At 54.1% G+C, this 21995-nt stretch carries 19 protein-coding genes and 1 pseudogene; 15 read left to right on the top strand and 5 right to left on the bottom strand.

The features are described from left to right. Positions 1-5 precede the first annotated feature (5 nt). Both AC2FLA_RS08155 and AC2FLA_RS08150 read right to left on the bottom strand, forming a co-directional pair. Positions 6-161 (bottom strand): annotated as a pseudogene (locus tag AC2FLA_RS08155) (helix-turn-helix domain-containing protein); the annotation flags it as partial. Between the two features lie 498 nt (positions 162-659). Then, entirely contained in the window at positions 660-785 is a 126-nt protein-coding gene (locus AC2FLA_RS08150; protein WP_425079684.1) for a DUF3644 domain-containing protein, read from the bottom strand. 204 nt (positions 786-989) lie between these two features. Between AC2FLA_RS08150 and AC2FLA_RS08145 the strand changes: the two genes are divergently transcribed. The 3 genes from AC2FLA_RS08145 to AC2FLA_RS08135 all read left to right on the top strand — a co-directional run bounded on the left by AC2FLA_RS08145 (position 990) and on the right by AC2FLA_RS08135 (position 4108). Then, entirely contained in the window at positions 990-1568 is a 579-nt protein-coding gene (locus AC2FLA_RS08145) for a hypothetical protein (protein WP_496668111.1), read from the top strand. A gap of 94 nt (positions 1569-1662) precedes the next feature. Further along, the gene (locus tag AC2FLA_RS08140; protein ID WP_496721580.1) at positions 1663-2517 is read left to right on the top strand and encodes a hypothetical protein; all 855 of its coding nucleotides are present in this window, start codon (positions 1663-1665) and stop codon (positions 2515-2517) included. Between the two features lie 463 nt (positions 2518-2980). Next, on the top strand, positions 2981-4108 hold the full coding sequence (locus tag AC2FLA_RS08135; protein WP_496668115.1) for an ATP-dependent DNA helicase: 1128 nt from the start codon (positions 2981-2983) through the stop codon (positions 4106-4108). Between the two features lie 632 nt (positions 4109-4740). Here AC2FLA_RS08135 and AC2FLA_RS08130 read toward each other — a convergent pair. Both AC2FLA_RS08130 and AC2FLA_RS08125 read right to left on the bottom strand, forming a co-directional pair. Further along, the gene (locus AC2FLA_RS08130) at positions 4741-5505 is read right to left on the bottom strand and encodes a hypothetical protein (protein WP_496721579.1); all 765 of its coding nucleotides are present in this window, start codon (positions 5503-5505) and stop codon (positions 4741-4743) included. A 136-nt stretch (positions 5506-5641) separates the two neighbouring features. Beyond that, on the bottom strand, positions 5642-6340 hold the full coding sequence (locus tag AC2FLA_RS08125) for a Crp/Fnr family transcriptional regulator (protein WP_298855257.1): 699 nt from the start codon (positions 6338-6340) through the stop codon (positions 5642-5644). Between the two features lie 217 nt (positions 6341-6557). On the opposite strand from AC2FLA_RS08125, the gene AC2FLA_RS08120 reads away from it, so the two are divergent. The 8 genes from AC2FLA_RS08120 (at position 6558) to AC2FLA_RS08085 (ending at position 15033) form a co-directional block, all read left to right on the top strand. After that, on the top strand, positions 6558-8390 hold the full coding sequence (locus tag AC2FLA_RS08120; RefSeq protein WP_496721578.1) for a DUF3604 domain-containing protein: 1833 nt from the start codon (positions 6558-6560) through the stop codon (positions 8388-8390). Positions 8391-8400: 10 nt separating this feature from the next. Continuing rightward, positions 8401-10281, top strand: coding sequence for a DUF3604 domain-containing protein (locus AC2FLA_RS08115; protein WP_496721577.1), 1881 nt, complete (start codon positions 8401-8403; stop codon positions 10279-10281). Positions 10282-10336: 55 nt separating this feature from the next. Next, positions 10337-11338 (top strand): SphA family protein, encoded by a 1002-nt coding sequence (locus tag AC2FLA_RS08110; RefSeq protein ID WP_496721576.1) that lies wholly within the window; start codon positions 10337-10339, stop codon positions 11336-11338. Between the two features lie 22 nt (positions 11339-11360). Beyond that, positions 11361-12140, top strand: a complete 780-nt coding sequence (locus AC2FLA_RS08105) for a hypothetical protein (RefSeq protein WP_496721575.1) — start codon at positions 11361-11363, stop codon at positions 12138-12140. A gap of 58 nt (positions 12141-12198) precedes the next feature. After that, positions 12199-13074: a peptidyl-prolyl cis-trans isomerase gene (locus AC2FLA_RS08100; protein WP_496721574.1), complete on the top strand. Its 876-nt coding sequence runs from the start codon at positions 12199-12201 to the stop codon at positions 13072-13074. Next, the gene (locus AC2FLA_RS08095) at positions 13071-14081 is read left to right on the top strand and encodes a HupE/UreJ family protein (RefSeq protein ID WP_496721573.1); all 1011 of its coding nucleotides are present in this window, start codon (positions 13071-13073) and stop codon (positions 14079-14081) included. Before AC2FLA_RS08100 ends, AC2FLA_RS08095 begins: the two co-directional genes overlap by 4 nt. Positions 14082-14105: 24 nt before the next feature. Then, positions 14106-14291, top strand: a complete 186-nt coding sequence (locus AC2FLA_RS08090; RefSeq protein WP_298855268.1) for a hypothetical protein — start codon at positions 14106-14108, stop codon at positions 14289-14291. 187 nt (positions 14292-14478) lie between these two features. Continuing rightward, positions 14479-15033, top strand: a complete 555-nt coding sequence (locus AC2FLA_RS08085) for a neutral zinc metallopeptidase (RefSeq protein ID WP_496721572.1) — start codon at positions 14479-14481, stop codon at positions 15031-15033. 505 nt (positions 15034-15538) lie between these two features. Here the strand turns inward: AC2FLA_RS08085 and AC2FLA_RS08080 are convergent. Beyond that, complete coding sequence (locus tag AC2FLA_RS08080) at positions 15539-18739, bottom strand: ATP-binding protein (protein WP_496721571.1); 3201 nt, start codon at positions 18737-18739, stop codon at positions 15539-15541. 187 nt (positions 18740-18926) lie between these two features. On the opposite strand from AC2FLA_RS08080, the gene AC2FLA_RS08075 reads away from it, so the two are divergent. From AC2FLA_RS08075 to AC2FLA_RS08060, 4 genes are all read left to right on the top strand, one after another. After that, on the top strand, positions 18927-19325 hold the full coding sequence (locus tag AC2FLA_RS08075) for a nuclear transport factor 2 family protein (RefSeq protein ID WP_299987102.1): 399 nt from the start codon (positions 18927-18929) through the stop codon (positions 19323-19325). A 260-nt stretch (positions 19326-19585) separates the two neighbouring features. Further along, positions 19586-19876, top strand: a complete 291-nt coding sequence (locus AC2FLA_RS08070) for an ArsR/SmtB family transcription factor (RefSeq protein ID WP_367181564.1) — start codon at positions 19586-19588, stop codon at positions 19874-19876. Positions 19877-20133: 257 nt separating this feature from the next. Continuing rightward, the gene (locus tag AC2FLA_RS08065; RefSeq protein ID WP_496721570.1) at positions 20134-20862 is read left to right on the top strand and encodes an alpha/beta fold hydrolase; all 729 of its coding nucleotides are present in this window, start codon (positions 20134-20136) and stop codon (positions 20860-20862) included. A gap of 131 nt (positions 20863-20993) precedes the next feature. Beyond that, positions 20994-21926 (top strand): DMT family transporter, encoded by a 933-nt coding sequence (locus AC2FLA_RS08060; protein WP_496721569.1) that lies wholly within the window; start codon positions 20994-20996, stop codon positions 21924-21926. Positions 21927-21995: the final 69 nt, after the last annotated feature.

Genomic DNA, 21995 nt, shown 5'->3' with positions numbered 1-21995 from the left:
AACCTCTTCAATTCCTCGCGGGTCATGTAGTAGCGCTTGCCGAGGCGAACCGCGTGGATCTCGCCCTGGTGAATCATGGTCCGAACCGTTCTCAGGGTGATCGTGCGATGTAAGGCGGCCGCGAATTTCTCGATCGTGAGGAGTGCTTCGTCACTACTCATTACGTAACCGCCCGGAGGGTTGTATCCACAACCCAGATGCAAGGGTGGTATTCAGCCATCGAAGTTTCGGACACGGGCGCCAATTTCATGATCTGCGTACGCATTGCCGGGAGGTTCCTTTTTCGTGTGATCAATAAGCCTATAGCAAGCACAACGTCGGATGCGCATTGTAGATCGGAGAAAAATCATAAGCTATTGATATATTTCGAAAGAAATTTCTAGATAGTGCCGCTCTCCACTATTTCCGATAGTGATTTCGACAACCACGGGCCAACTACATGTTCAGGCCGCCGCTCCCTAGCGGGCTTCCCGCTCCGACCTCTGCGTCCGACTAAAACAAGGCTGCGCAACTAAGATGATCCTCTAGCCGATGTTTCAATCCACGCTGCTTGGACTACGCGGCTACTGATCATCATCAACAATAGCTATCCTGTTTTTCTGCACACTCTTCGAGAACAAGTTCGATCCAGCGGTCGCCGGTAGTCGATGCCCTCCTTTTTAGTAAGTGCGGACTAGATATGTCCACGCGATGTTGGCCGTCACGATGAACAATTTGGCACGGAAGGTAGGGTCGATTGAATTGATGAGGTGAACAGCAGCGATCAAGGCCTCATTATTTTCCATTCCAATAGAAGGGTAGTCTTAGAACACGGCAGAGAACCGTTTTGTTAAGAAAGAGCACCCACCACTGGATGTTCACTTCGACATGTCACAAAGTTTAAGTCAAAAAAATTTCGCAACAAGCCGCAAGTCGACAGCCGCAGCGCTATAAAGGAGATGCGCGCGAACTTAGTCGCACACAATAAATAAAGTTGAAAGGAATCCTATATGGACGCCGCACCCAACCGCCTTGGCGGAACAATAGATGTTGGCAAACTGACTGCTCTCAACATCGATCTCAAAGAGAATATCTCTGGAGAAAATCACGATTTCATCGACAAGGGCACAGTGTTTTTCTTGCTGAAATCGATGGCCGATGAGCTTAATGGCGACAAGGATGCACCGGAGCTTGTCAGTTGCCTTCTGGGTATAACCAATGAGTTGCTCCAGGTGCTTGAAAACCATGAGTCAATTCATGTAACGCCCACCAAAATCGACGGAACAAAATCCGTTACCGAAATCCCGTTGTTTCCGCCGCAGATTCCGCCTTTGCCCCCGCTTACCGCACTGCGTCAGCTTTCTCGTGAAGATCAGGTTCGCTTTCTCGACAAGCGTGCCAGTGATTTAATGCGCGAAATTGAAGGTCTGCGTTTAGGTTACTATGAGGCACCGGATTACCGGCAGGCCTATCGAATGATCGAGCAGGCTCGTCGCCGATTTCGCAAGTTGCGCGACACCGCCATGAAGCTGGGTCACTGGACTGATGGACGCTGGAACGCAGGTTCTGAAGAGACCCACCTCGTCTGATCTGGCGCAAGCCACCTCCCACCCAACCCAAGCACAAAGACATGACCGGGATTTCGACCGCAAGGTCGGTCCCGGCACGAAAGAGATATGTCAAATGACAATGGATCAACACAAACTGAGGCTAAACAAGCTTCATCGCATGCTCACGCTTATACCGACAAAATACCGCGCGCTCGAGGCCGAAGTGATGCCGACCAAATGGCCGGAGTATCGTTTTCTTACACCTTTTGATGCCACGAAGCAGTTCCATCGTGCCTACATCGAAGCGTACAGGAATTACTATCGCGAGAACATCGACGCGACCGCTGCATCCGACATTAAGGTCGGTTTCAAGTTGAACTTTTTCAAACGGAGCTCCGATCTGACTCAGCTCAATGATGCACGTCTGAAGGCCGATCGGATCGGATTGCCGTATCCTGCTTACTTGGAGTTCGCATTCAAGTTCGCGTCGGCGCGTAAACGCAAATATCCACCGCAGCCAAATCAGCTTTGGCCTGGCGAGAAGAAACGCGATGCCTATCTGACCAAGATAGTGGAGTTCTGGAGTGATGACCGCCATGGCCTCGAATTGAACCGGATGAAGGGTATGCCCCAGTACGCATATTTTTCCCACCAAAGCCTTCCGGCGCAGCATCAATTTCGTAAAGAAATGCTCGATTTGGTCAGTCGCGGCGTATTTTCGATAGAAGGGTTTGTTGCCAAGCACGTGATCGAGCGCCAGTACTTCCGTGCCGTTGACTGTAACTTCCTTGGGGAAAAAGCCGTCGAGAGTGCTGAACGCAAAGCACGAGAAGACGTAGCCAACGGCTTCCTTAAACCCGTTGAGCTCAAGACGCCTAAAAGCGAGGAGTTCTACCAGAGTTGTTTTGGTGTGCCTGGGGTAGTCACGTCTGACAATCCTATTTGCTCATTCTGTACGCAACGTGGAAATTGTGAGCTGGCGCGCTAGGCGGTCATCTCGAAAACCCTTCCAGAAACGGGCTTCGCGGATCCGATTGCCGAGGCCGATAGGCGGGCAAACCGGAGGCGCGTGAACGAATATCGCGCTCGCCAGCGTGCACTGAAGTTAGAAGCCAACGCTGCCCCGAAGTTGGAGGTTGCGGTGTAATGGCCCCCTTGCGTCAGACATAGTGTAAGAGAAATGAAGTTAAATATTAGGGGAGCGTTACACCTTCCGGAGATCAAGAAACTCCTCCGGGTATGTAATGCCCCCCTAATTAATTACTTTCTCCGGAACATTCCTCCTGAAGTGTAACCTGTCACAAGGGGGGCATTACACCTTAATTTCCATGAACGCAGAGCCGACCATCAATCGTCTGGTTGGTTTGTCCCTAAGACGCCCAAGATACGCTCGGCCAGACTCGCCCGTTGGCCAGGATTCTCAACCCCAAACCTGCAGAAGACCTAACCTCATGAATGCTATCAATTTCACTATGTCCGGCCAACAGCTCTCAGCGCTTGACTGCGTTGGCTCCTGGCTGAAGAACGATGCCAAGACAAATAAGATCTTCCGGCTCTTCGGATATGCTGGCACCGGCAAGACGACAATCGCGCGACATCTGGCCAGCGGTTTGAATGGAAGGGTTGTTTACGCAGCCTTCACTGGCAAAGCGGCTATGATGATGCAGCGCAACGGCTGCGAGGGTGCTTCCACCATCCACAGTCTGATCTACAAGTTTGTTCAGGGACCGGATGGCAAATTCAGTTTCCACCTCGATCCGGATAGTGCAGCAGCGGATGCGGACTTAATTGTGCTCGATGAGTGCTCAATGGTTGATGTGAACTTAGCCAGTGACATTATGTCATTCGGAACTCCTATCCTCGCACTTGGTGATCCTGCCCAACTGCCGCCGGTGGCCGGAGAGGGCTATTTTTTCACCAACGCCAAGCCTGACGCCATACTGACCGAAATCCACCGTCAGGCCAAAGACAGCCCGGTCTTACAACTGGCGACAGACATTCGTGAAGGGAAACCGTTGAAATATGGTGCCTATGGGAACAGCCGTGTGGTGCCGGACGGGAGTCTTGAGATTGATGAGATACTGAATGCGGACCAGCTCCTTGCCGGTAGGAACGTCACTCGTTCCCACTACAACGAAGAAATCCGCAGGGCCTTGGGACGCACCAGCGACCTGCCTGAGATTGGCGACCGCCTTGTGTGTCAGCACAATGACCATGGCCTTGGTATCGTCAATGGAGGCATGTTCACGGTCGTCTCTGAGCCGAAGAAGTCCCGGTTTTCGGGGACTTTGTCGTTGGAACTGAAATCGTGCGACTTCCCGGATCATGAAAACTACCGCGTACGTGTGCATCCGGAGTTTTTTACTGACGACGAAGAGAGATTGGCGGACAAGGAACGGAAAAATTCTCAGCAGTTTAAGTATGGCTACGCTTTGACAGTTCATAAAGCCCAAGGCAGCCAGTGGGACCACGTGATTATAGAGGACGAAAGTCACATCTTCGACAAATATGCGAGGAATTGGCTCTATACCGCAGTTACACGGGCTTCTGAATGCGTGACTCTGGTTACACGCCTCTAGGATATTTCCATACTAAAGGCGTCATTGGGCAGGGTTTCTCTGCCCAATGATAAAGTTTTCGTCTCTATTCGGCGCTCCTTGGTCAAGCGCCTTCGAGCAATTATTAACAGCGGGACTTCAGGTCTTTCGCGGGCCCTTGCTTCTCTTCGGGATCAGCTTGCTGGCCCTCCCATCCTGGGATCAGAAGAGTGAAGCGGTCCAATCTGACTCGCGGCCTAGCAGTCATGATACTGTCGGATCTGAACCCGTTGCGAACTCGCCTCAGCTCGAGACGCAGCACCTACCGAAGACCGAAGCTGGAATTTGGGCACAATCCGAATACGCCATCTGACTCTATATAATGGGAGCATTGGGCCTCACAGTCGTGTTGGCGCCAGAATGCATCCCCTTCGCCTCCAAAGGCTAATTCTAGGACATCGCTGATATCCGACGGGCGGAAAGCTGACACTCGCCGCGCTTGCCAAATGGATCGTCGATTCCCAGAAACCGGACGTTCGGATCAACCAACCATGAGAGAATTTTAGACGGGCGTCTGGCAGGAGTGCAATTTTAATACGCAACAAAGATCAGCTGCTTTAGTATGTGCGGCCAATCAATGAAGCAGTTTCGGCGCAGATCGAAACCGTCAGTTGTCACTTAATTGAGGCAAGTTTGGTTTGGATGACGAACTTGGTTACCGGGTCAATTTCATCGTTTTGAAGCAAATACGCAAATTGGGTATCCAAGCGCGTTTCATTCCAATTGTGCATGGCAATCGCAATCTCCAAAGCCGACCTGGGATATCGTGATCGGACAATTTGTCTGGCCTTGTTATCGTCGGCCTGGAGGCCCAGCAATCGGATCGCAACCGGAACGAAGCTCATGCGAGCGAGGCTGTCGAACTCACGCAATAACTCTTCTGTAGCAACCGTGTTGTGCAACATTTGGATACTTCCGTACGGCGCTCGGTCGATTTCGATCAGGGCAGTATCTCTGAGCACCCGATCTTCTTGCGAAAGGTATCGGGCAAAAAACGCAACGCGCGCATTGGATGCCGTAGTGCGGCCCTGCCACAGCTCGGCTTCGGTCCAAAGCGCTTCCAAGAATTTTTCGCGCTCGGGGGTCAGCGTGAATATCCTTGTCCACTTGCGTGACAAGCCGCGTCCGGCACCATCCTTGGCAACGGTTCCGTAAGTCAGCAGAACTGACATCTCGGGGTCAGCGCGGAAGGCAGCGCGGGTTGTGCTGTCGATCAAGAATGGAATTTCAGGAAATCTCTCCAGATCGTCCGATGTGCCTTTAATGATCTGACGCGGGGCAAACTTGAATGGATTGTCCTGCGCTGGTCCTGCCATGACGACGACGTCGGCCGTGATCAAATGATCCGCAAGTGAGGCCTCGGGCAGCGTGACGCACACTTGGCACGCCAAAGCCGAACGCGGATCAAATAGTCCAAAACAGAAGATCGAAATAAGTATGAAAACCCGAGAAAAGGCCGGGGGCAGCTTATTCCAAGATTGGCTACGGTTATGACATGCAGCAGCACGCATCACTCTATTCCTCGACCACGCGCCGCAACCCGTCCAAATCGACTAAGACGGTGCGACCATATTCCAGACGTATCAGGCCTTCGGTTGCCATTTCCCCCAAATAAACAGAGATCTTGGACAGGGCGATGTTCGACAGGTCCGCAAGTTCCTGCTGGCTGGCAACAACGGTGTCTGTCGGTTCAGCGCCCTGCAAAACGCCACGCCATCCGCCCAATCGCAAAAGCGCGGCAGCGATGCGTTTTCGGGTATTTCGTTGTGCAAGGTCGTTGGCCGCGGACATGGCCAGCAGTTGGTTCATCGAACTGAGGCGGGCAAATGCCTCCCACAGATCAGGGCGCGCATTTGCCAGTGGCCGAAATCGGGAATACGCGATCCTGACCAGTCTGACATCGCCTGCTGCCTTCATCTCAACCAAACCGTCAACATCAAGCAACAACTCTGATTCACCAAACCAGGCACCAGGGTGGTGGATATGACCCAGGACCGGCTCCATTTCTGTCAGTGTGAGACGGACCTGAACCTTTCCCGAAACAGTTCCGTAAAGCGAATTCTGGGGCCCGCCAATTGCGTAAATCGTTTCCTTATCCTTGTACGCAACGATTTCCGAAATCTGCTCGAGTTTTTCTAAGCTTCCTTGAGATACGCCTGCTAGCCACGCTGAAGAAAAGATAGGGTAAAATGCATCTTTAGATTTCTTCTTCATCGCAATTACCCCATTTGGGAAAGTATTTTGAAAACTGTTCTGTTAGCTTTGCCCAATAACGTTCACGTTACAATGACATAGTTACCTGATAATAAACGATATTATGGGGGCATTAGGCATGTATTCCGCTCAGAATTCTCGTGGGCTTCTATTCTCGACTTCTGCGATCAGTTGCGTTGCTGTAACTTGCATTGCAGGCATAATAGCACATTCGGCTATGGCGCAGGATGCGCCCAATGTTGCGCCAGATCGGGCTGAATATTCACCATACCCGGAACAGAGTTTTCCCAATCAGGTCTTCTTTGGCGACACCCACCTGCACACGTCCTATTCTTGGGATGCCGGGCTGGTTTTTAACAAACTGTCGCCCGCGGACGCCTATAAGTTCGCTAAGGGCGAAACGGTGGTTGCGTCCACTGGGATTCCCGCCAGATTGCAGAGACCACTCGACTGGTTGGTGGTATCCGATCATTCCGACGGTCTTGGCATCGCGCCGCTGCTGACACGCGCTGATCCGACATTGTTGGAAGACCCCCTGGGCGCAGAACTTTACGAACTGGTCAGTCAGAAGACGATTGAGAGCACCCAGGCTGCGTACAACCTTTGGCTCGGCCGCGCGTATGAAGGCACGAACCATCTGGCTTCGGATCAAAATGTGCCCAAGGTTCCGTGGGAAGAGATCATCGATGCCGCTGAAGAGGCCTACGTACCCGGTCATTTTACCGCCTTCATCGGATATGAATGGAGTTCGGCCCCGGACGGCAACAACCTGCACCGAGTAGTTGTCTATCGGGACGGCAAGGAAGAGGCCAACACCCGTATCCCGCTGTCCAATGAGCTCAGCAATGATCCCGAGGCGCTGTGGGACTGGATGGAGGAATACCAGTCGGAAACCGGTGGCCAGCTTCTGGCCATCCCACATAATGGAAACCTGTCCAACGGGTTGATGTTCGACGATAAACGGTTCTCTGGAGAGCCCCTGTCTGCCGGATATGCCGAGCGTCGGCAGCGTCTGGAGCCTCTTTATGAAGTAACTCAAATGAAAGGGGACGGAGAAACCCACCCAGCCTTGTCCCCTGATGACGCCTTCGCTGATTTCGAAACATGGGACAAAGGCAGTTTCGGAACCGAAGTCAAAACACCGGAAATGCTGCCCCGCGAATATGCGCGCTCCGCCTATCGTTTGGGTCTCCAACATCAGGCCGCGCTTGGCGCGAACCCGTTTAAGTTTGGGATGATCGGGTCCACGGATGCGCACACGTCTCTGTCCACTTCGCGGGAAGAGAACTTCTTTGGCAAGATCACGGCTCTTGAGCCTTCGGCCCATGAGATGCGGTTTAACGAGGCCATCACCGGCCGGCTTGGCGATGAGGCCAACCAGATCAAAGCATGGGAAACCTCTGCCTCGGGCCTCGCCGCTGTCTGGGCTCGTGAAAACACGCGCGAGGCCATCTTTGACGCGATGATGCGGCGTGAAGTCTTTGCGACCACCGGAACACGCATGCGGGTCCGGGTCTTTGCGGGATACGATTTTGAAGAGTCCGACCTGCAGCGTTCCGATTTCGATGTTCACGGCTATGAAAACGGAGTTCCGATGGGCGCGGATTTAGTCGCCTCGGGCGATGATCGTGCGCCGCGTTTTTTGGTGCGGGCCCTGCGTGATCCAGATGGGGCTAATCTGGACCGCATCCAGATCGTCAAAGGTTGGATGAATGCTGACGGCACAACCACCGAGCGGGTGTTCGACATTGCCTGCGGCGGGCGCGAGTTGGTTGACGGGGACTGCGATGGTCCTGTCGGTGATACGGTGGATCAGGAAACAGCCACCTGGACCAACGATATCGGTCAGGCCATTCTTGCAGGCTTCTGGGAAGACCCGGATTTCGATCTCGCGCAATCGGCGTTCTATTACGTTCGCGTGCTTGAGATTCCATCGCCGCGCTGGACGACCTTTGACGCCAAGTTCTTTGGGACCGAACTGCCCGAGGGTGCTCCGGTTTCGATCCAGGAACGCGCCTACACTTCGCCCATCTGGTACACGCCATCCTGAGGAATTCACCATGTATTTGAAAGTACTAACTATATCGGCCATGGCGGTGTCTTCTGCGGCCTTCGCTCAGGATGCGCCGCCGTGGAATCCGGGCGACCGTGAGTATTCACCTTATCCTCAACAGGATTTTCCCAATCAGGTGCTGTTTGGCGATACCCATCTGCACACCTCCTACTCGCCGGATGCGGGCATGATCGGAAACAACCTGGGTCCCGCCGAGGCGTTCAAATTCGCCAAAGGAGAAGAGGTGGTGTCTTCGATGGGTGTACCTGTTCGTCTCGTGCGCCCTTTGGACTGGCTTGTGATTTCGGACCACGCTGAGGGACTTGGCGTAGCACCGATGCTGAAACGAGACGACCCCGCTGTTCTGGATACCGAATTTGGTCGGACTTTGCATGGGTATGTCCAGGATGGATCTGCCGAGGCCGCCGGAGAAGCATGGAACCTTTGGGCCGGGTCCCGGTTCGAAGGCAAGAATCCATATTCGAACAACCCTGAATTTTCCCGAGGGCCTTGGGAAGAAACCATTGATGCGGCCGATGCCGCAAATGAGCCGGGACTTTTTTCTGCGATCATTGGGTTCGAATGGTCATCGACACCAAACGGCAACAATATGCACCGCGTGGTTGTCTACAGGGATGGCAAGGATGTCGCTAACAGCCGCGTTCCGCTTTCGTCAGACTCAGGAGTAAACCCCGAAGCTCTGTGGGACTGGATGGAGGCTCTGGAGGTGGAAACCGGTGGGCGGGTTTTAGCAATTCCGCACAACGGCAATCTTTCTAACGGGCTGATGTTCGATGACACCCGGTATGACTCGGATGAACCCATCGACAAAGCCTATGCCGAGCGTCGGGCGCGATGGGAACCGTTGTACGAAGTAACCCAGATGAAGGGGGATGGCGAAGCGCATCCAATGCTTTCACCAGATGATCCATTTGCTGATTTTGAAACTTGGGATACGGCCAACTTTGGAGCTGATGCCAAAACGCCCGAGATGTTGCCGAATGAGTATGTACGTCCGGCGTTGCGACGCGGTTTGGCTTATGAAGCGCAGTTGGGTGCGAACCCATTCAAATTCGGCATGATTGGATCAACCGACGCACACACGTCACTGCCGACAACGCGCGAAGACAATTTTTTTGGCAAAGTGGCCCAGCTTGAGCCAACGGCTGACCCGGTCCGCTTTGAAGAGACCATCGCAGGACGGCTGGGCGCTCCTGAAAACGCAATTAAGGCCTGGCAAACCTCAGCGTCTGGATTGGCCGCCGTATGGGCGCGCGAGAATACGCGCGAAGCCATTTTTGATGCGATGCAGCGCAAAGAAGTCTATGCAACTTCGGGCACGCGCATCCGCGTACGTGTATTTGCGGGTTACGATTTTGAAGAATCTGACCTCCCTCGGTCAGACTTCGCGGCGCATGGCTACGCCAATGGCGTACCTATGGGGGGTGATCTGGGTAAGAGCGAAAGTCGCGCGCCGCGATTCCTTGTGCGGGCCTTGCGTGACCCAGACGGGGCCAATTTAGACCGCGTTCAGATCATCAAGGGTTGGCTGAACGCAGATGGGACCACATCCGAGAAAGTCTATGACGTCTCTTGCGGAGGCCGCGAGGTGATTGAAGGCATCTGCGACGGTTCGGTCGGCAATACCGTCAATGCCAGAGAAGCCACTTATACCAACGATATCGGTCAGGCCATATTGGGTGGCTTTTGGGAAGACCCGGATTTCGATCCTGAGCAAAGTGCGTTCTACTATGTTCGGGTTCTGGAAATTCCAACCCCGCGCTGGACGACCTATGACCGCAAGTTCTTTGGCGTCGAACTCCCGGAAGGTGCGCCCGAGTCAATTCAGGATCGGGCCTATACATCGCCCATCTGGTACACGCCGTGATCCGACAGAGCAAACAGCGCGGCAAACGCGTCAAGAAGTTAGAACGAGGTGACAAATGAAGATGTTTTTGCGCGAGATGTGCTCAGCGATGGGTGCCACGGCCATTGCTGCGCTTATAGTTCTGCCGGTAAAACCAGCGATTGCGGTTGAAGGAGGGTTGGGCGCCTATTTTCTGGGAACCAGAGATACGTTTGCCGGTTTCGTGCCCGAGCCAGGAACTTACACAAGCCTGACATTCGACCATCTGGACGGCAGCGTGGACGGCGTTTCGCTTGCAGGGCTTCCGATTGCAGCAGACGCAGACCTCGAGCTCAATCTCTGGCGACTGGGTGTAACTCAGGTTTTCGACGCGCAGCTATTTGGCGGGACCCCTGCCATAAACCTCACTGTTCCATTTCCTGTTGCTGAACTCACGTTCACAGCGATCCGCCCTCCTCTGCAGGGCGCTATGATCGACGACACGCTCTCCAGCTTCGGAGACATCAGCCTGACCGGTTTGGTGGGTTGGCACCGCGGCAATCTGCATTACAGTACGGGCCTGACCGTTTATGCCCCGACTGGCGAATACAATACCGCATCTATTAACATTCAGCAGCGCAGCGTCCAAGTATTGAATGCAGGCAAGAATGTCTGGTCTTTCCAGCCCTTCATTGCCGCGACCTGGTTCGTTCCGGAACGTGGTTTTGAGGTTTCAGGCGCGGCCAGCCTGTTGTTCAGCGAAGAAAACGATGCGACCGATTATCAGACTGCTCCTGCATTTCAATTAGAAGGAGCCGTTGTGCAACGTTTCCGCTCGGGCTGGGGGGTTGGCCTTGCCGGGTACACTTACCATCAGCTTGAAGATGACAGTGGTGCAGGCGCCGAGCTCACCCGGATCGCCCTGGGGGCCAGCAGCCTGCGGGCTCAGGTCAGCGGTATTGGCCCGCTTGTCACCTATGATGGCGGAACTTTGCTGGGAGCCGACGCCTCCCTAAAGCTCAAATATACGCATGAGTTTGCAGCAAAACGGCGGTTCGAAAGCGATATCCTGACGGCCGTGATCTCTCTGTCTTTCTGAAATTGAAATCACGGTGTTAAACGTGTCAAAGAAAATTTACCTGTCGTGTTTGGTGGCTGTTCTTTTGGTCCCTTCAGGTGTTCAGGCGCAGGACAATTCGGAATCGCTGCAATCGGCTGCCAATGACCCGACTGCTTCGATCATGTCATTCCAGCTTCAGGGATTTCATTCGTTCAATCTGCACAACTCGCCCGAAGACAGCAGTCTGTTGCAATTTCGCGCCGCGATCCCGTTCACGCTGGGACAAACCAACCACATTGCGCGGCTTACGCTGCCTTATGTGACGGACAGTGCCACCGGGCAGTCGGGACTGAGTGACACCACACTGTTTGACCTTGTGACGTTTGATCGACAATGGGGTCGTTTCGGTGTGGGTGCCGTAGCCCTGTTACCAACAGGTGAGGACGGGCTGAGTGCGGAGAAATGGGCATTGGGTCCAGCGGCCGGTTTTGCAAAGCAGGAAAAGTGGGGGCTTTGGGGCCTATTCAACCAGAACTTGTTCACTTTTGCCGGGGATGACGACCGGCCCGATGTCAACTTGTCTACGGCCCAGCCTGTCTTCAACTACAACCTCGGCAATGGTTGGTCGGCAGGGACATCCGAGATGGTTTTTGTCTACGACTGGGAGACCAGCGATTTCAGCAGTCTGCCGCTGGGGGTCAAGGTGTCCAAGTTGGTCCGCGGCAACGGATTACCGTGGCAGTGGTCCTTGTCCTACGAGCACAATTTTTACGATGACGTGGTTTCGGCGGCCGACACGGTGAGCTTTACGCTGAAATTGTTGGTGCCCAAGGGCGGTTAAGGAAATGGGCGAAGAGCTGATGAATGTGAGCTGGCGAACGACAGATCCTCCACAAATGATGGAATCTTCGACACGCAAAAAGAGCCTGTTCCGCCGGATTGTCACGGAACCCTTTGTCCTTTTTGCGCTTCTCAGCATAGCGATCTTTAGCTGGTTCAAACTTGTCCAACCAGACGAGTGGTCCATTGATCCTGACGCGCGGGTTATCATCATCGATCAAAGGCAGGTCGATGTTCTGGCTGGTCAGTTCGAAGACACGTGGCGGCGCCCTCCGACAGCTGACGAGTTGGGAAAGCTGAAAGAGGATTGGCTGAACCGCGAAGTGCTGGTGCGCGAAGCGTTAGCGCTGGGGTTGGATGGTAATGATGAGATCATTCGCAACCGCCTAGTACAGAAGATGAACTTTCTTCTGACCTCGGAGGCAGGCGCTGCCCGACCTGAAGATGAGGTGCTGCAAACTTACCTGTCCGACAATGCCGAGACATTCACGACCCCCGCGCAGCTTGCAGTCAGCCTTGTTTATCTCGGGCAATACCCCAGCGACAGGTTTATCGACCAGACGCAGGCGCGTTTGGCTGCAGGGGAAGATCACCGCCAGTTGGGTCAGGCGTCACTGCTTCCGACAGGATTTGATCTGAGCATCCGAGCTTCGGTTGATGGAAACTTCGGAACGGGTTTCTTCGACCAGTTGCACCCCCTGCCACTGGGTGAATGGAGCGGTCCTGTTCAGTCTTCCTTCGGGCTTCACATGGTTCGGCTCGACAACAGGTGGGACGCCGTCTTGCCGCCGTTTGGCGCGATCCGAGATCGCGTTTTGGCTGCTTGGCGCGAAAAGCACGCTGAACGGGCGACAGAGACTTTTTTAGAAAATCTGCGATCCACCTATGTGATCCAAGACCTCGGAGAAGCTGACCTGTCTGCGGGTGAGTCATGAAGCGTCTTCTGCTCTTGATTGCGATGATGGCGGGGCTGCTGGTGCCCGCCTTTGTGCAAGCCCATGCATTGGAGCCCGGCTATCTGGAAATCTCGCAGGAGACCGAAAGCGATTGGTACGTCTTCTGGCGCATGCCCGATGTTCGGGGGGCACCGATGGATATCGACGTTGCGCTGCCCCAGAGCTGCTCATCGCCCGCATTCGACGCTCCGGTCTTTGACGGCCGCGCCTGGACGCAGGTCTGGCGCATGGCCTGCGCCGAAGACCTGCGCGGCAATACGATCCGGATTGACAGGCTGGAGACGCAAAGAACGGATGTTTTGGTGCGGGTGGGTTATCTGGACACGGTGAACATGGCCACCTTCCGCCTGACGCCAGATGCGCCCGCCGTCGCGCTGCCCGCGCAGCAAGGGTTGGCGCAGACGTTGTGGCAATACGGCGTGTTGGGGTTTGAACATATCCTCGAAGGCTGGGATCATCTGCTGTTTGTCTTTGCTCTGCTGGTGCTGATCCGCAATCTGCGCCAGCTGATCTGGGCCGTGACCGCATTTACCGTCGCGCATTCGATCACGCTGGGCTTGGCCACTTTTGGCGTGTTGAACGTACCGGGCCCGCCCGTTGAGGCTATAATCGCGCTGTCGATCGTCTTTCTCGCGACCGAAGTGCTACGGTCGGAGGACAAACCAAAGACGCTGGCCAGCCGTTTCCCCTGGGTGATTTCCTTTGGGTTCGGCCTGCTGCACGGTCTGGGATTTGCTGGAGCGCTGGCCGAGATTGGTCTGCCTGAACAGGACATCCCAGCGGCTTTACTGGCCTTCAACCTCGGCGTTGAGGCAGGGCAACTGGCCTTCATCTTTGCGGTATTGGGCGTGTTCCTGACACTGAAAAAAACACTGCAAATTGTCTGGGGGTGGTCGGTAGCACAAGTGCCGTCGCGCCAATTCCTCGGATATCCCATCGGATGTGTCGCCGCGTTCTGGTTGGCCGAGCGGCTGGCCGGATTTTGAACAAAAAAGGAAGGAGAATGGACAATGATGAAAGCACTTGGAGGCATGATGCTGCTCGCCATGGTCGCGCTGACCGGCTGCGACGTGGTGGACCCGGACTGCACACCGGAAAAGGCCGCGAAACGTCAGGTTCAGCAGGCAACGATCGGTGTCAGCAACCGGTGCACTCCCGCTGAAACAGCACGCGATACCGCAGGTATCGACGGCTAAGAAATTCGGACCCTCCAAAGCTTTGATCAAAACGTGAGTGGTGGCGAAGTGACACCCGATATCGTCCATTAGGATCGGCGGTCACTGCTTCAGACTTTGGAACTCCGGATCGGTTCCCCGTTCAAACCTCGTAGATCGGGGAGCCGTCAGAAGTTAGTTTTAAACTCCCGAATGGGTTGGAGGCCACATGCTCTGGAAAGGACGACGCACAAGCAAAAACATCGACGACCGACGCCACACGTCACGTGGGGTGTCTCGTGCCGGTATGGGCGGCGCCGGATTGATTGTGGTCCTGGTGATCGGCCTGTTTTTTGGTGTAGATATCACGCCGTTTCTGAGTGGCGGGGGTCAGGTTGCTCCTCCGCAAGCAAATGCGCCTGTTCAGATTAACGATGAAACAGAGGAGTTTGTGGCCGTCGTCCTTGCAGACACCGAAGTTATATGGGGCGAGGTATTCAGGGACTCGGGCATTCAATACACACCACCGGTACTGGTCCTGTTTGCAGGCTATGACGAGGAAAAACTGGTGTTTGAGATTGCCGCCGATAGAGTGCCGTGCGTCGGAGTCGCGCCCATGCAGTGTCTGGTGATCAATGGCGATTTTTTCTATGAGAGCATAGTCGGATACAGACATATCGATGGACAGGCCGCGAAAATTTGCGTTTTGCACACCAAGAGACCCGAGCCAATACCCGCCGATCTCGGAGCGTTCGTATTCACGCGCGTACCCTGCGAAGACTGAAGCGCCCATGGTAGCATTGGTCCTTCGCATCGCAACCAGTCGTGATCGATGGGCTGTACCACTTTCGGAAGTTCAGTTTGGCCATGAACGGTTCCAAGCTAACAACCATCCCAAAACTTGACGCTGCAATTGCCATCCGAAGACGGGTAGCACGCTGCGCTTCCAAAATCTCGCACCGCGAGAGCGAGGGTTTTCTGCCTCAACAATAGTGGCAAGAGACAAAGGCGGCTTCGTACCGAACTCCTGACCCTCAACTGCTTTGAGTTTCGCGTTTGCGGCGAATGGCGGCAATGCGGGCTGCGGCTGCAGCATCCTTTGACCAGGTTCAAGGTCGGCTCTGGGCCGACCCTGTAACGCGTTGTTCACCAATCGTAGCAAATGTTGCAGCTGATCTATTGGTGGCAGAGGGCTCAGTATGATCGAAGTTGCATCTAATGGAAATGACGACCTTAAACGTTTGCATAGAAGGGTTATGCTCCAAGATGCGAGCGAGAAACCCGAATGCTCAGCCGTTTGCGTCGAGGAGAATCTGTTTTGAACGAAACGCGCGCTCGATCAATATTTGGGCCTTTTGAGTCTGGGCAACCGAGATAGCCTGGTCAAAGGCGGCACTCGCTGAATCGGTATCTCCTTGTGCTGCTCTGATTTCTCCTTTGATACGCAGCAACTCAGCCTCTGCCCAGTGTTCTCCTGTGGTATCCTGTTCTCGCAAAGCGCGAACCACTGTTTGTAGGGCCGCGCTGGGATCACCGGCCCTGAGTAGGGCTTTCGCGTGTTCAGCCAAATAGAGCGTTACCCAAAGCCAGCATCCTTTTGCACGATACTCTTCCAAGGCCTTGTCCAATTGATGGACGGCGCCAGGCGCATCCGTCATGCAAGCCAGGACAGCGTCATGAATGGCAACAAAATTCTTCCACAACGCCATGTCGTACTCGTTTGAGACCTGTCGCATTTCCTCATTGATCTCGGTTGCACTTTCCAAGTCGCCAATCCAGATCGATAAGGTGACAGCGTGCAGACCAGCGTAACAGATTGTGTTGGCGTGTTTGAGCTCGCGGGCTCGAGCAAGGGCCTTGACGCAGGTCTGTTGCGCCGTGTCTTCGTCGCCGCACATCCACTGCGCAAGGAGCATATAGCACCAGATCTGCACTCCTGGATCCTGGGCGAATTTCGTCGAAAAATCTATGATCTCGGCCGACCGATAGAGTTCATAAGCGACTTCGAGATCTTGAAGTGCTTCAGCAGAGCGGCCCTTGGCGATCAGGGTCGCAGCCCGCATCCGGCGCGAGATCAGCTTCGGGATCGGAGCGCGCTCGTTCGCCATGTCTTCTACAAGTCTCGAAACCAGACCGAACGCTTTATGCAGATCGTTGCCGATATAAGGTGCGATCCACGTCCCATAGTAGATTGCAACCTTGAGTTCTGGGTCCGTGGTTGCCTCTATCCTTTCCAACGCCTGTGAGAAAGCGTTGCTGGCTTCGGCTGAGGCGTAGCCATCCTTGGCGATATGTACCTGAGCAAGCTGCACCAGAAGCGCCAGTTCCCGTTCGCGCCATTCCGGTTTGTCCAGCAAGCCTGCAACCAGCGTCAAGGCATTGTGCAGATGATTTCCTGCTTCGACATAAGCCGGTCGGGCCTGAGCTTTTCTGGCAGCGTCGCCCCATAACGTAATAGCCTTTTCCGCCAACCCAGCCTCAGTCGCATGATGTGCGATCAACTCCGAGGGCGCGTTCGGGTCGGCCTCAAACAGATCCGTGAGCCTGTGGTGGATTTCCAAACGTCGACGTTTCAGCAAGCTTTCATAGGCTACATCCCGAACCAGAGCATGCTTGAAGACATATGTCGCGTCCGGAGGTATCCCCCGTCGAAACACGAGCTCGCTGCGTTCAAGCTGCCCAAGCGCATCGTCAAGCGCCAAATCATCGACCCGGGCGATTTTTGTCAACGACGCACGGTCGAAACTTCGCCCGATGCAGGCGGCCATCTGGGCGATTTCCTTCACGGGTTGAAGCCGGTCGATCCGGGCCATTAGGGAATCATGCAGGGTCGCTGGGATAGTCACCCGATCAATAGGACCGGCAAGTTGGAAGCTGTTTTCGGCTTCAATCAGGTCGCCGGATTCCAAAATGGTTTTTGTCAGTTCCTCGACAAACAGGGGAACGCCGTCGGTTCGGTGGATGATTTCTTTAGTCAGTTCGTCGGGAAGGGTTTTCCCACCTGATATCTTTGCGAGAACAGCCTCGATCTGCTCGGACCCCAATCGGTTTAGGGTAAGCTTGGATACGATTGGATGACCTCCGAACGCGTGCTGGAAAGTCGGTCTACCGGTAATCAAGATCATTACCCGCTCGGTAGCAATTCGATCCAGACACGCCTCGAGCATCGCGAGCGTCGAGGCATCGCACCAATGTGCGTCCTCTACGACAAGGAGAACTGGCTTTTCCCGTGAAAGCGCCTGCAATTCTGCCGAGGTTTCTTCCATGATCCGAACTCTGAGTTGTTGTGGTGTCAGATCGGGATTTTCGGCAGATGGACCAGTTTCAATCTGCAGGAGTTCAGCAATAATCTTTGGGTCAGCGGCCCGGAGTTGCTTGCGAAGCTTTGCAATTTTTTTGCTGGCAGTGTCAGTTTCCAGATGGCCCATGGCATGTGAAAGCTGCCGGATAACAGGAAAGAAACTCGAATCCGTGTGGTAGGGCGAGCAGTGATAGTTCATCCGGAAGTGATCCTGCGTCGAGACCGCATCAATGACGGCACGCGTCAGTCTGGACTTGCCGATGCCTGCCTCACCGATCAGAACAGCGACTTGGCCTTCCCCGGAAATTGCGCGATGCCAGCGCTCCATGATCAGTCCCAGTTCATGGTTGCGCCCGATCATCGGCAGAACAGGACTGATATCTTCGGTCTCGAACCGGCTTTCCAAGCTGCGCTCGGTTCCGATCCTCCACGCCGGTACTGGCGAGTCCAATCCCTTAATGTCGAAACGGCCTAACTCTTCTAGCTCGAACGAGTCTTGGATCAATTGCTTCGTCGATTCTGGAACCAGAACCTGCCCCGGCTCAGCCAATGTCTGAAGACGCGCTGCAAGGTTTGGCGTGTCGCCAACAACGGTTTCTTCCCTTGATGCTCCTTCCCCTATGAGGTCGCCGACGACGACCATGCCGGTCGCTACTCCGGCCCGAACAGATAGTGCCTGTTCATCAGGCGAACGCAATTCGGCGATCGCCCCGATAATTTCCAGCGCAGAGCGCGCAGCGCGTTTGGCGTCGTCTTCATGCGCCACCGGCCAACCAAAATAGCACAGTACACCGTCACCCATATATTTAGCGACATTCCCCTCATAGCGGGTGATGATACCGGCAACGGTATTTTGATAGCGCTTGATCACGTCGCTCATGTCTTCGGGATCCAACCGCGCTGACATTGCTGTTGATCCGGCAAGATCTACGAACAGCGTCGTCAAATGGCGACGCTCGGCTTCGCGCTTGATATCCGTTGTACTTGTCGCGTCAGACTGGGATTGATTAGGTTCAACTGCTTCAATAGCCGCTCGCAACCGCTTGCGCGAACCCAGTGAAAGGCCGATCTCACGCATGTCCTCATCCGTTAGGTCATAAAGGACATCAAGATCGATCTCATTCTCGACCAGAACCGCTTCCAGATTAAGGAGCTTCCTTCGTGTCAGCCATTCAATGAGATCGTACATAGGGTAATTGGTCTTCTAAGAGGGTTTGAGAATCGTAGTGTTCCCGATTAAGTCAGTTTGGGCAACGAGTATTCCTCAGACTGCGAATTTGCTCAAATCGCTACAGAATAACGCCATATTTGGCTTGTGGACATAAGAGTGGGGCGCCAACTAAGTTGGCTTGGGGTTTGGAGACGGGAAGGCTGGCATGCGACTGAATAAAAATGAGTTCGAAAGAATGACCGAGGCTTATACTACAGCATGGAACTCGGGAAATCCCGAGGCGGTCGCCGATCACTATGCTCCTGACAAGGGTATCACGATCAACCGAGGGGAAAACCAATTTGGGCGCGACGCGATAATTGCCATGGCGGGTGGTTTCATGTCTTCTTTTCCCGATTTGAAACTTACAAGGGACTTTGTTCGTTTTGCCGGAGATCACGCCATCTTTGGTTGGACGCTTGAAGGGCATCATTCGGATACGGGTAACCTGGTCAAGGCCAGCGGCTGGGAAGAATGGGAACTGGACGAAAACTGTCGTATCACCAATTCACTAGGCTGGTTCGATGCCGTGGATTACGAACGACAGGTCGCTGGCCAAGTGTAATGATACTCCTCGAATATTGACTCGTGCGAAGAAATTGCGCCGCTCCCAAGTCTGGCCACCGTCTTCTGTAGCAAAAACACTAGCCGCCGATATAGATGAACAGGCTCAGGCCGTGGCTTAGACGCTGGCGACCGAAATGCTGGCAGCCGGGACATTCCAGGATGTGATTGCCGAAGTCGAAACCGAGTACGAACGTCTCAAGTTCATCGCGGTATACGTGATACACAGGTTCAGGGATCAAAAGTGAGGCGGCCCGGAAATTGCAAGAAGAGCTAGACGAAAAAGCCCTGGAGGCCACCAACTTTCTGAAGGCGATTGCGCATGAGCACCGCCTTACAAATCTGTGCCTTCTCTTGTCGGGAGAGAAATCAGTCTCTGAATTGCAGAAGTTGGTTTCTATTCGGCAATCTGCGGCGTCGCAGCAATTGGCCAGGCTGCGCCTGGAGGGTCTGATCGCAGCGCGACGCGAAGGCAAATCGATCTACTACAGGATAGAAGATGAAAAAGTATCGAGTTTGATCTCGGTGCTTTACCAGCTTTTTTTGCGGTGACGATGACTAGAAATGGGGACACGCGAAGGAAACACGAAACTGCAATTCAAAGCGCCGCGGCCATGTGCCAATGATGCGGGTCCAAAGGCCGCTGCGCGCTATTTGGAGTCCTTTGCAGTTCGGGGCGAAATGACACTCTAAGGGGCTCAGGCTAAGCCGCCGTTCATCCAGAGCGCGGCAGATTCAACGAACGAGCCCAAATTGTCGAATGCTGCAGCGCCGTGTTAATGTCTGCATACGATGCTCTGGAAGCCGAAATGACCAAACACCCCAGTCAAGTGAACGATGAAAGACCCGCCATTCTCTGTGTTGCAGGCTTTGGTGACAATACGAGCATGTATGACGGTTTGGCTGACACCCACCTCGCCAACAGCTATCGTGTGCTACCCATCAATCTTCCGGGATTTGGCGCTCAGCCTTTGGCAAAAGAAACAACTCTCGGAGCACTTGCGCAAACCGTCGCCGACGAAGCGAACAAGCACAGAGCCGAGATCATTGTCGCTCATTCGGTTGCTTCAATCATAGCTTCACTGGCTGCGAAAAGGGCGAGTTGTCCTTTGACAACCATTATTTCTTTAGAAGGTAACATCACTGCCGAGGATGCCTATTTTTCGGGAACTGCCGCCGACTACGGTGATCCGGTTGCGTTTCGTGCAGCGTTTCTTGAGCGGCTTGATGAAATGGCGAAAACGGCACCAATCATCCGACGGTATCGTAATGAAGTTTCGAAGGCCGATACTCTGGCGCTGTGGCAACTCGGCACCGACGCACGGCATTTTTCAGCAAGCTGCGTGCCCGGCGAGCTTTTGCAGAACGCGGCAAATGTGATTTATCTCTACAACCCCGATAACTGTCCGGATAGCACCGTCCGTTGGTTAGAAGAAAACAAGATGGATCGGATCGTTCTCGAAAATGCCACACACTGGGCGAGCGTTGATCAGCCCGAAAGTCTTGCAGAAATGATTGCTGAGGCGCTCCGCCGATAGGCGAATGCAGCAGTTCACAATTGGATAGATGAAAGTTGGCTTTGTATTGGTTTTCCGCAAGAAACGGGTCGCGGTGTCAGGATCGCCCAGGCTAATCCGTTAGGTAATAGTTAGTGACGAAACCAGAAGATATGACAAACCAACCCATGCCAGCAATGGATTTTACAGCCAGCGTCATGCTGCTTCTGCTCGCTGCGGTTTGGGGCGGGTCGTTCTTCTTCGGCGAGGTTGCACTGACTGAAGTGCCCCCGCTGACAATAACGCTGCATAGGGTGATCTGGGCCGTCCCAATACTGGCACTCATCGTCCTATTCAAAGGATTGAGTGTTCCACGTGCCCCTCAGGTATGGGGCGCTTATCTCGTTATGGGAGCGCTCAACAACGCAATCCCATTCTCATTGATCTTCTGGGGGCAAACGCAAATCGACAGCGGGCTGGCTTCTATCCTTAATGCAACAACTGCAATGTTTGCTGCAGTCGTGGCTGGCTTGCTTCTTAAGGACGAGCCGTTGACTCCGAAGAAGATAGCAGGTGCTGCCCTAGGAATTCTGGGGGTGGCCTTCATTATGGGGCCAAGTGCATTGACCGAGTTCAATCCGAGCAATCTGGCTCAGCTAGCTATCCTTGGGGCAACGCTCTCCTATGCGTTTGCCGGTGTATGGGGCAGAACTGCTCTTTCAGGCCAACCACCACTTGTGAATGCCCTTGGCATGCTGATCGGTAGCACAGTGCTTATGATCCCTATTGTTCTCGTGATGGATGGTCCCCCAAGCTTTGCTCTGTCTGCTGGTGTATGGGCGGCGCTCATTGGGATGGCCGCATTATCAACAGCACTGGCCTACGTTCTGTATTTCGCAATCCTTGCGCGCGCCGGTGCCGCCAACCTGCTTTTGGTTACACTGCTGATCCCACCGTTCGCTATCGGCCTTGGCGTTTCATTCCTGGGTGAAAAGATGGAGCCAATGGCTTGGGTCGGGTTCGCCATCATTGCCCTCGGCTTTGCTGTAACCGACGGTCGGCTTTTTTCCCGCTTTGTCAGGCGCAAGTCCCAACAAACAGAATGAGGCGCCTTTGGGAACACCTTTGATCACCACATTACGGAGTGACGATCCCCGTCGTCACCAACTGACCCG

This window comes from Ruegeria sp. CDSA033 (assembly GCF_059612305.1).
Note: the sequence above shows the minus strand (reverse complement) of the source record. Positions and strands in the feature narration are given on the sequence as shown.

Coding starts and splice junctions, on each gene's coding strand:
- AC2FLA_RS08150 (WP_425079684.1), bottom strand. CDS start 785: ATGGAAAATAATGAGGCCTTGATCGCTGCTGTTCACCTCATCAATTCA.
- AC2FLA_RS08145 (WP_496668111.1), top strand. CDS start 990: ATGGACGCCGCACCCAACCGCCTTGGCGGAACAATAGATGTTGGCAAA.
- AC2FLA_RS08140 (WP_496721580.1), top strand. CDS start 1,663: ATGACAATGGATCAACACAAACTGAGGCTAAACAAGCTTCATCGCATG.
- AC2FLA_RS08135 (WP_496668115.1), top strand. CDS start 2,981: ATGAATGCTATCAATTTCACTATGTCCGGCCAACAGCTCTCAGCGCTT.
- AC2FLA_RS08125 (WP_298855257.1), bottom strand. CDS start 6,340: ATGAAGAAGAAATCTAAAGATGCATTTTACCCTATCTTTTCTTCAGCG.
- AC2FLA_RS08120 (WP_496721578.1), top strand. CDS start 6,558: ATGGCGCAGGATGCGCCCAATGTTGCGCCAGATCGGGCTGAATATTCA.
- AC2FLA_RS08115 (WP_496721577.1), top strand. CDS start 8,401: ATGTATTTGAAAGTACTAACTATATCGGCCATGGCGGTGTCTTCTGCG.
- AC2FLA_RS08110 (WP_496721576.1), top strand. CDS start 10,337: ATGAAGATGTTTTTGCGCGAGATGTGCTCAGCGATGGGTGCCACGGCC.
- AC2FLA_RS08100 (WP_496721574.1), top strand. CDS start 12,199: ATGGAATCTTCGACACGCAAAAAGAGCCTGTTCCGCCGGATTGTCACG.
- AC2FLA_RS08095 (WP_496721573.1), top strand. CDS start 13,071: ATGAAGCGTCTTCTGCTCTTGATTGCGATGATGGCGGGGCTGCTGGTG.
- AC2FLA_RS08090 (WP_298855268.1), top strand. CDS start 14,106: ATGATGAAAGCACTTGGAGGCATGATGCTGCTCGCCATGGTCGCGCTG.
- AC2FLA_RS08085 (WP_496721572.1), top strand. CDS start 14,479: ATGCTCTGGAAAGGACGACGCACAAGCAAAAACATCGACGACCGACGC.
- AC2FLA_RS08080 (WP_496721571.1), bottom strand. CDS start 18,739: ATGTACGATCTCATTGAATGGCTGACACGAAGGAAGCTCCTTAATCTG.
- AC2FLA_RS08075 (WP_299987102.1), top strand. CDS start 18,927: ATGCGACTGAATAAAAATGAGTTCGAAAGAATGACCGAGGCTTATACT.
- AC2FLA_RS08065 (WP_496721570.1), top strand. CDS start 20,134: ATGACCAAACACCCCAGTCAAGTGAACGATGAAAGACCCGCCATTCTC.
- AC2FLA_RS08060 (WP_496721569.1), top strand. CDS start 20,994: ATGACAAACCAACCCATGCCAGCAATGGATTTTACAGCCAGCGTCATG.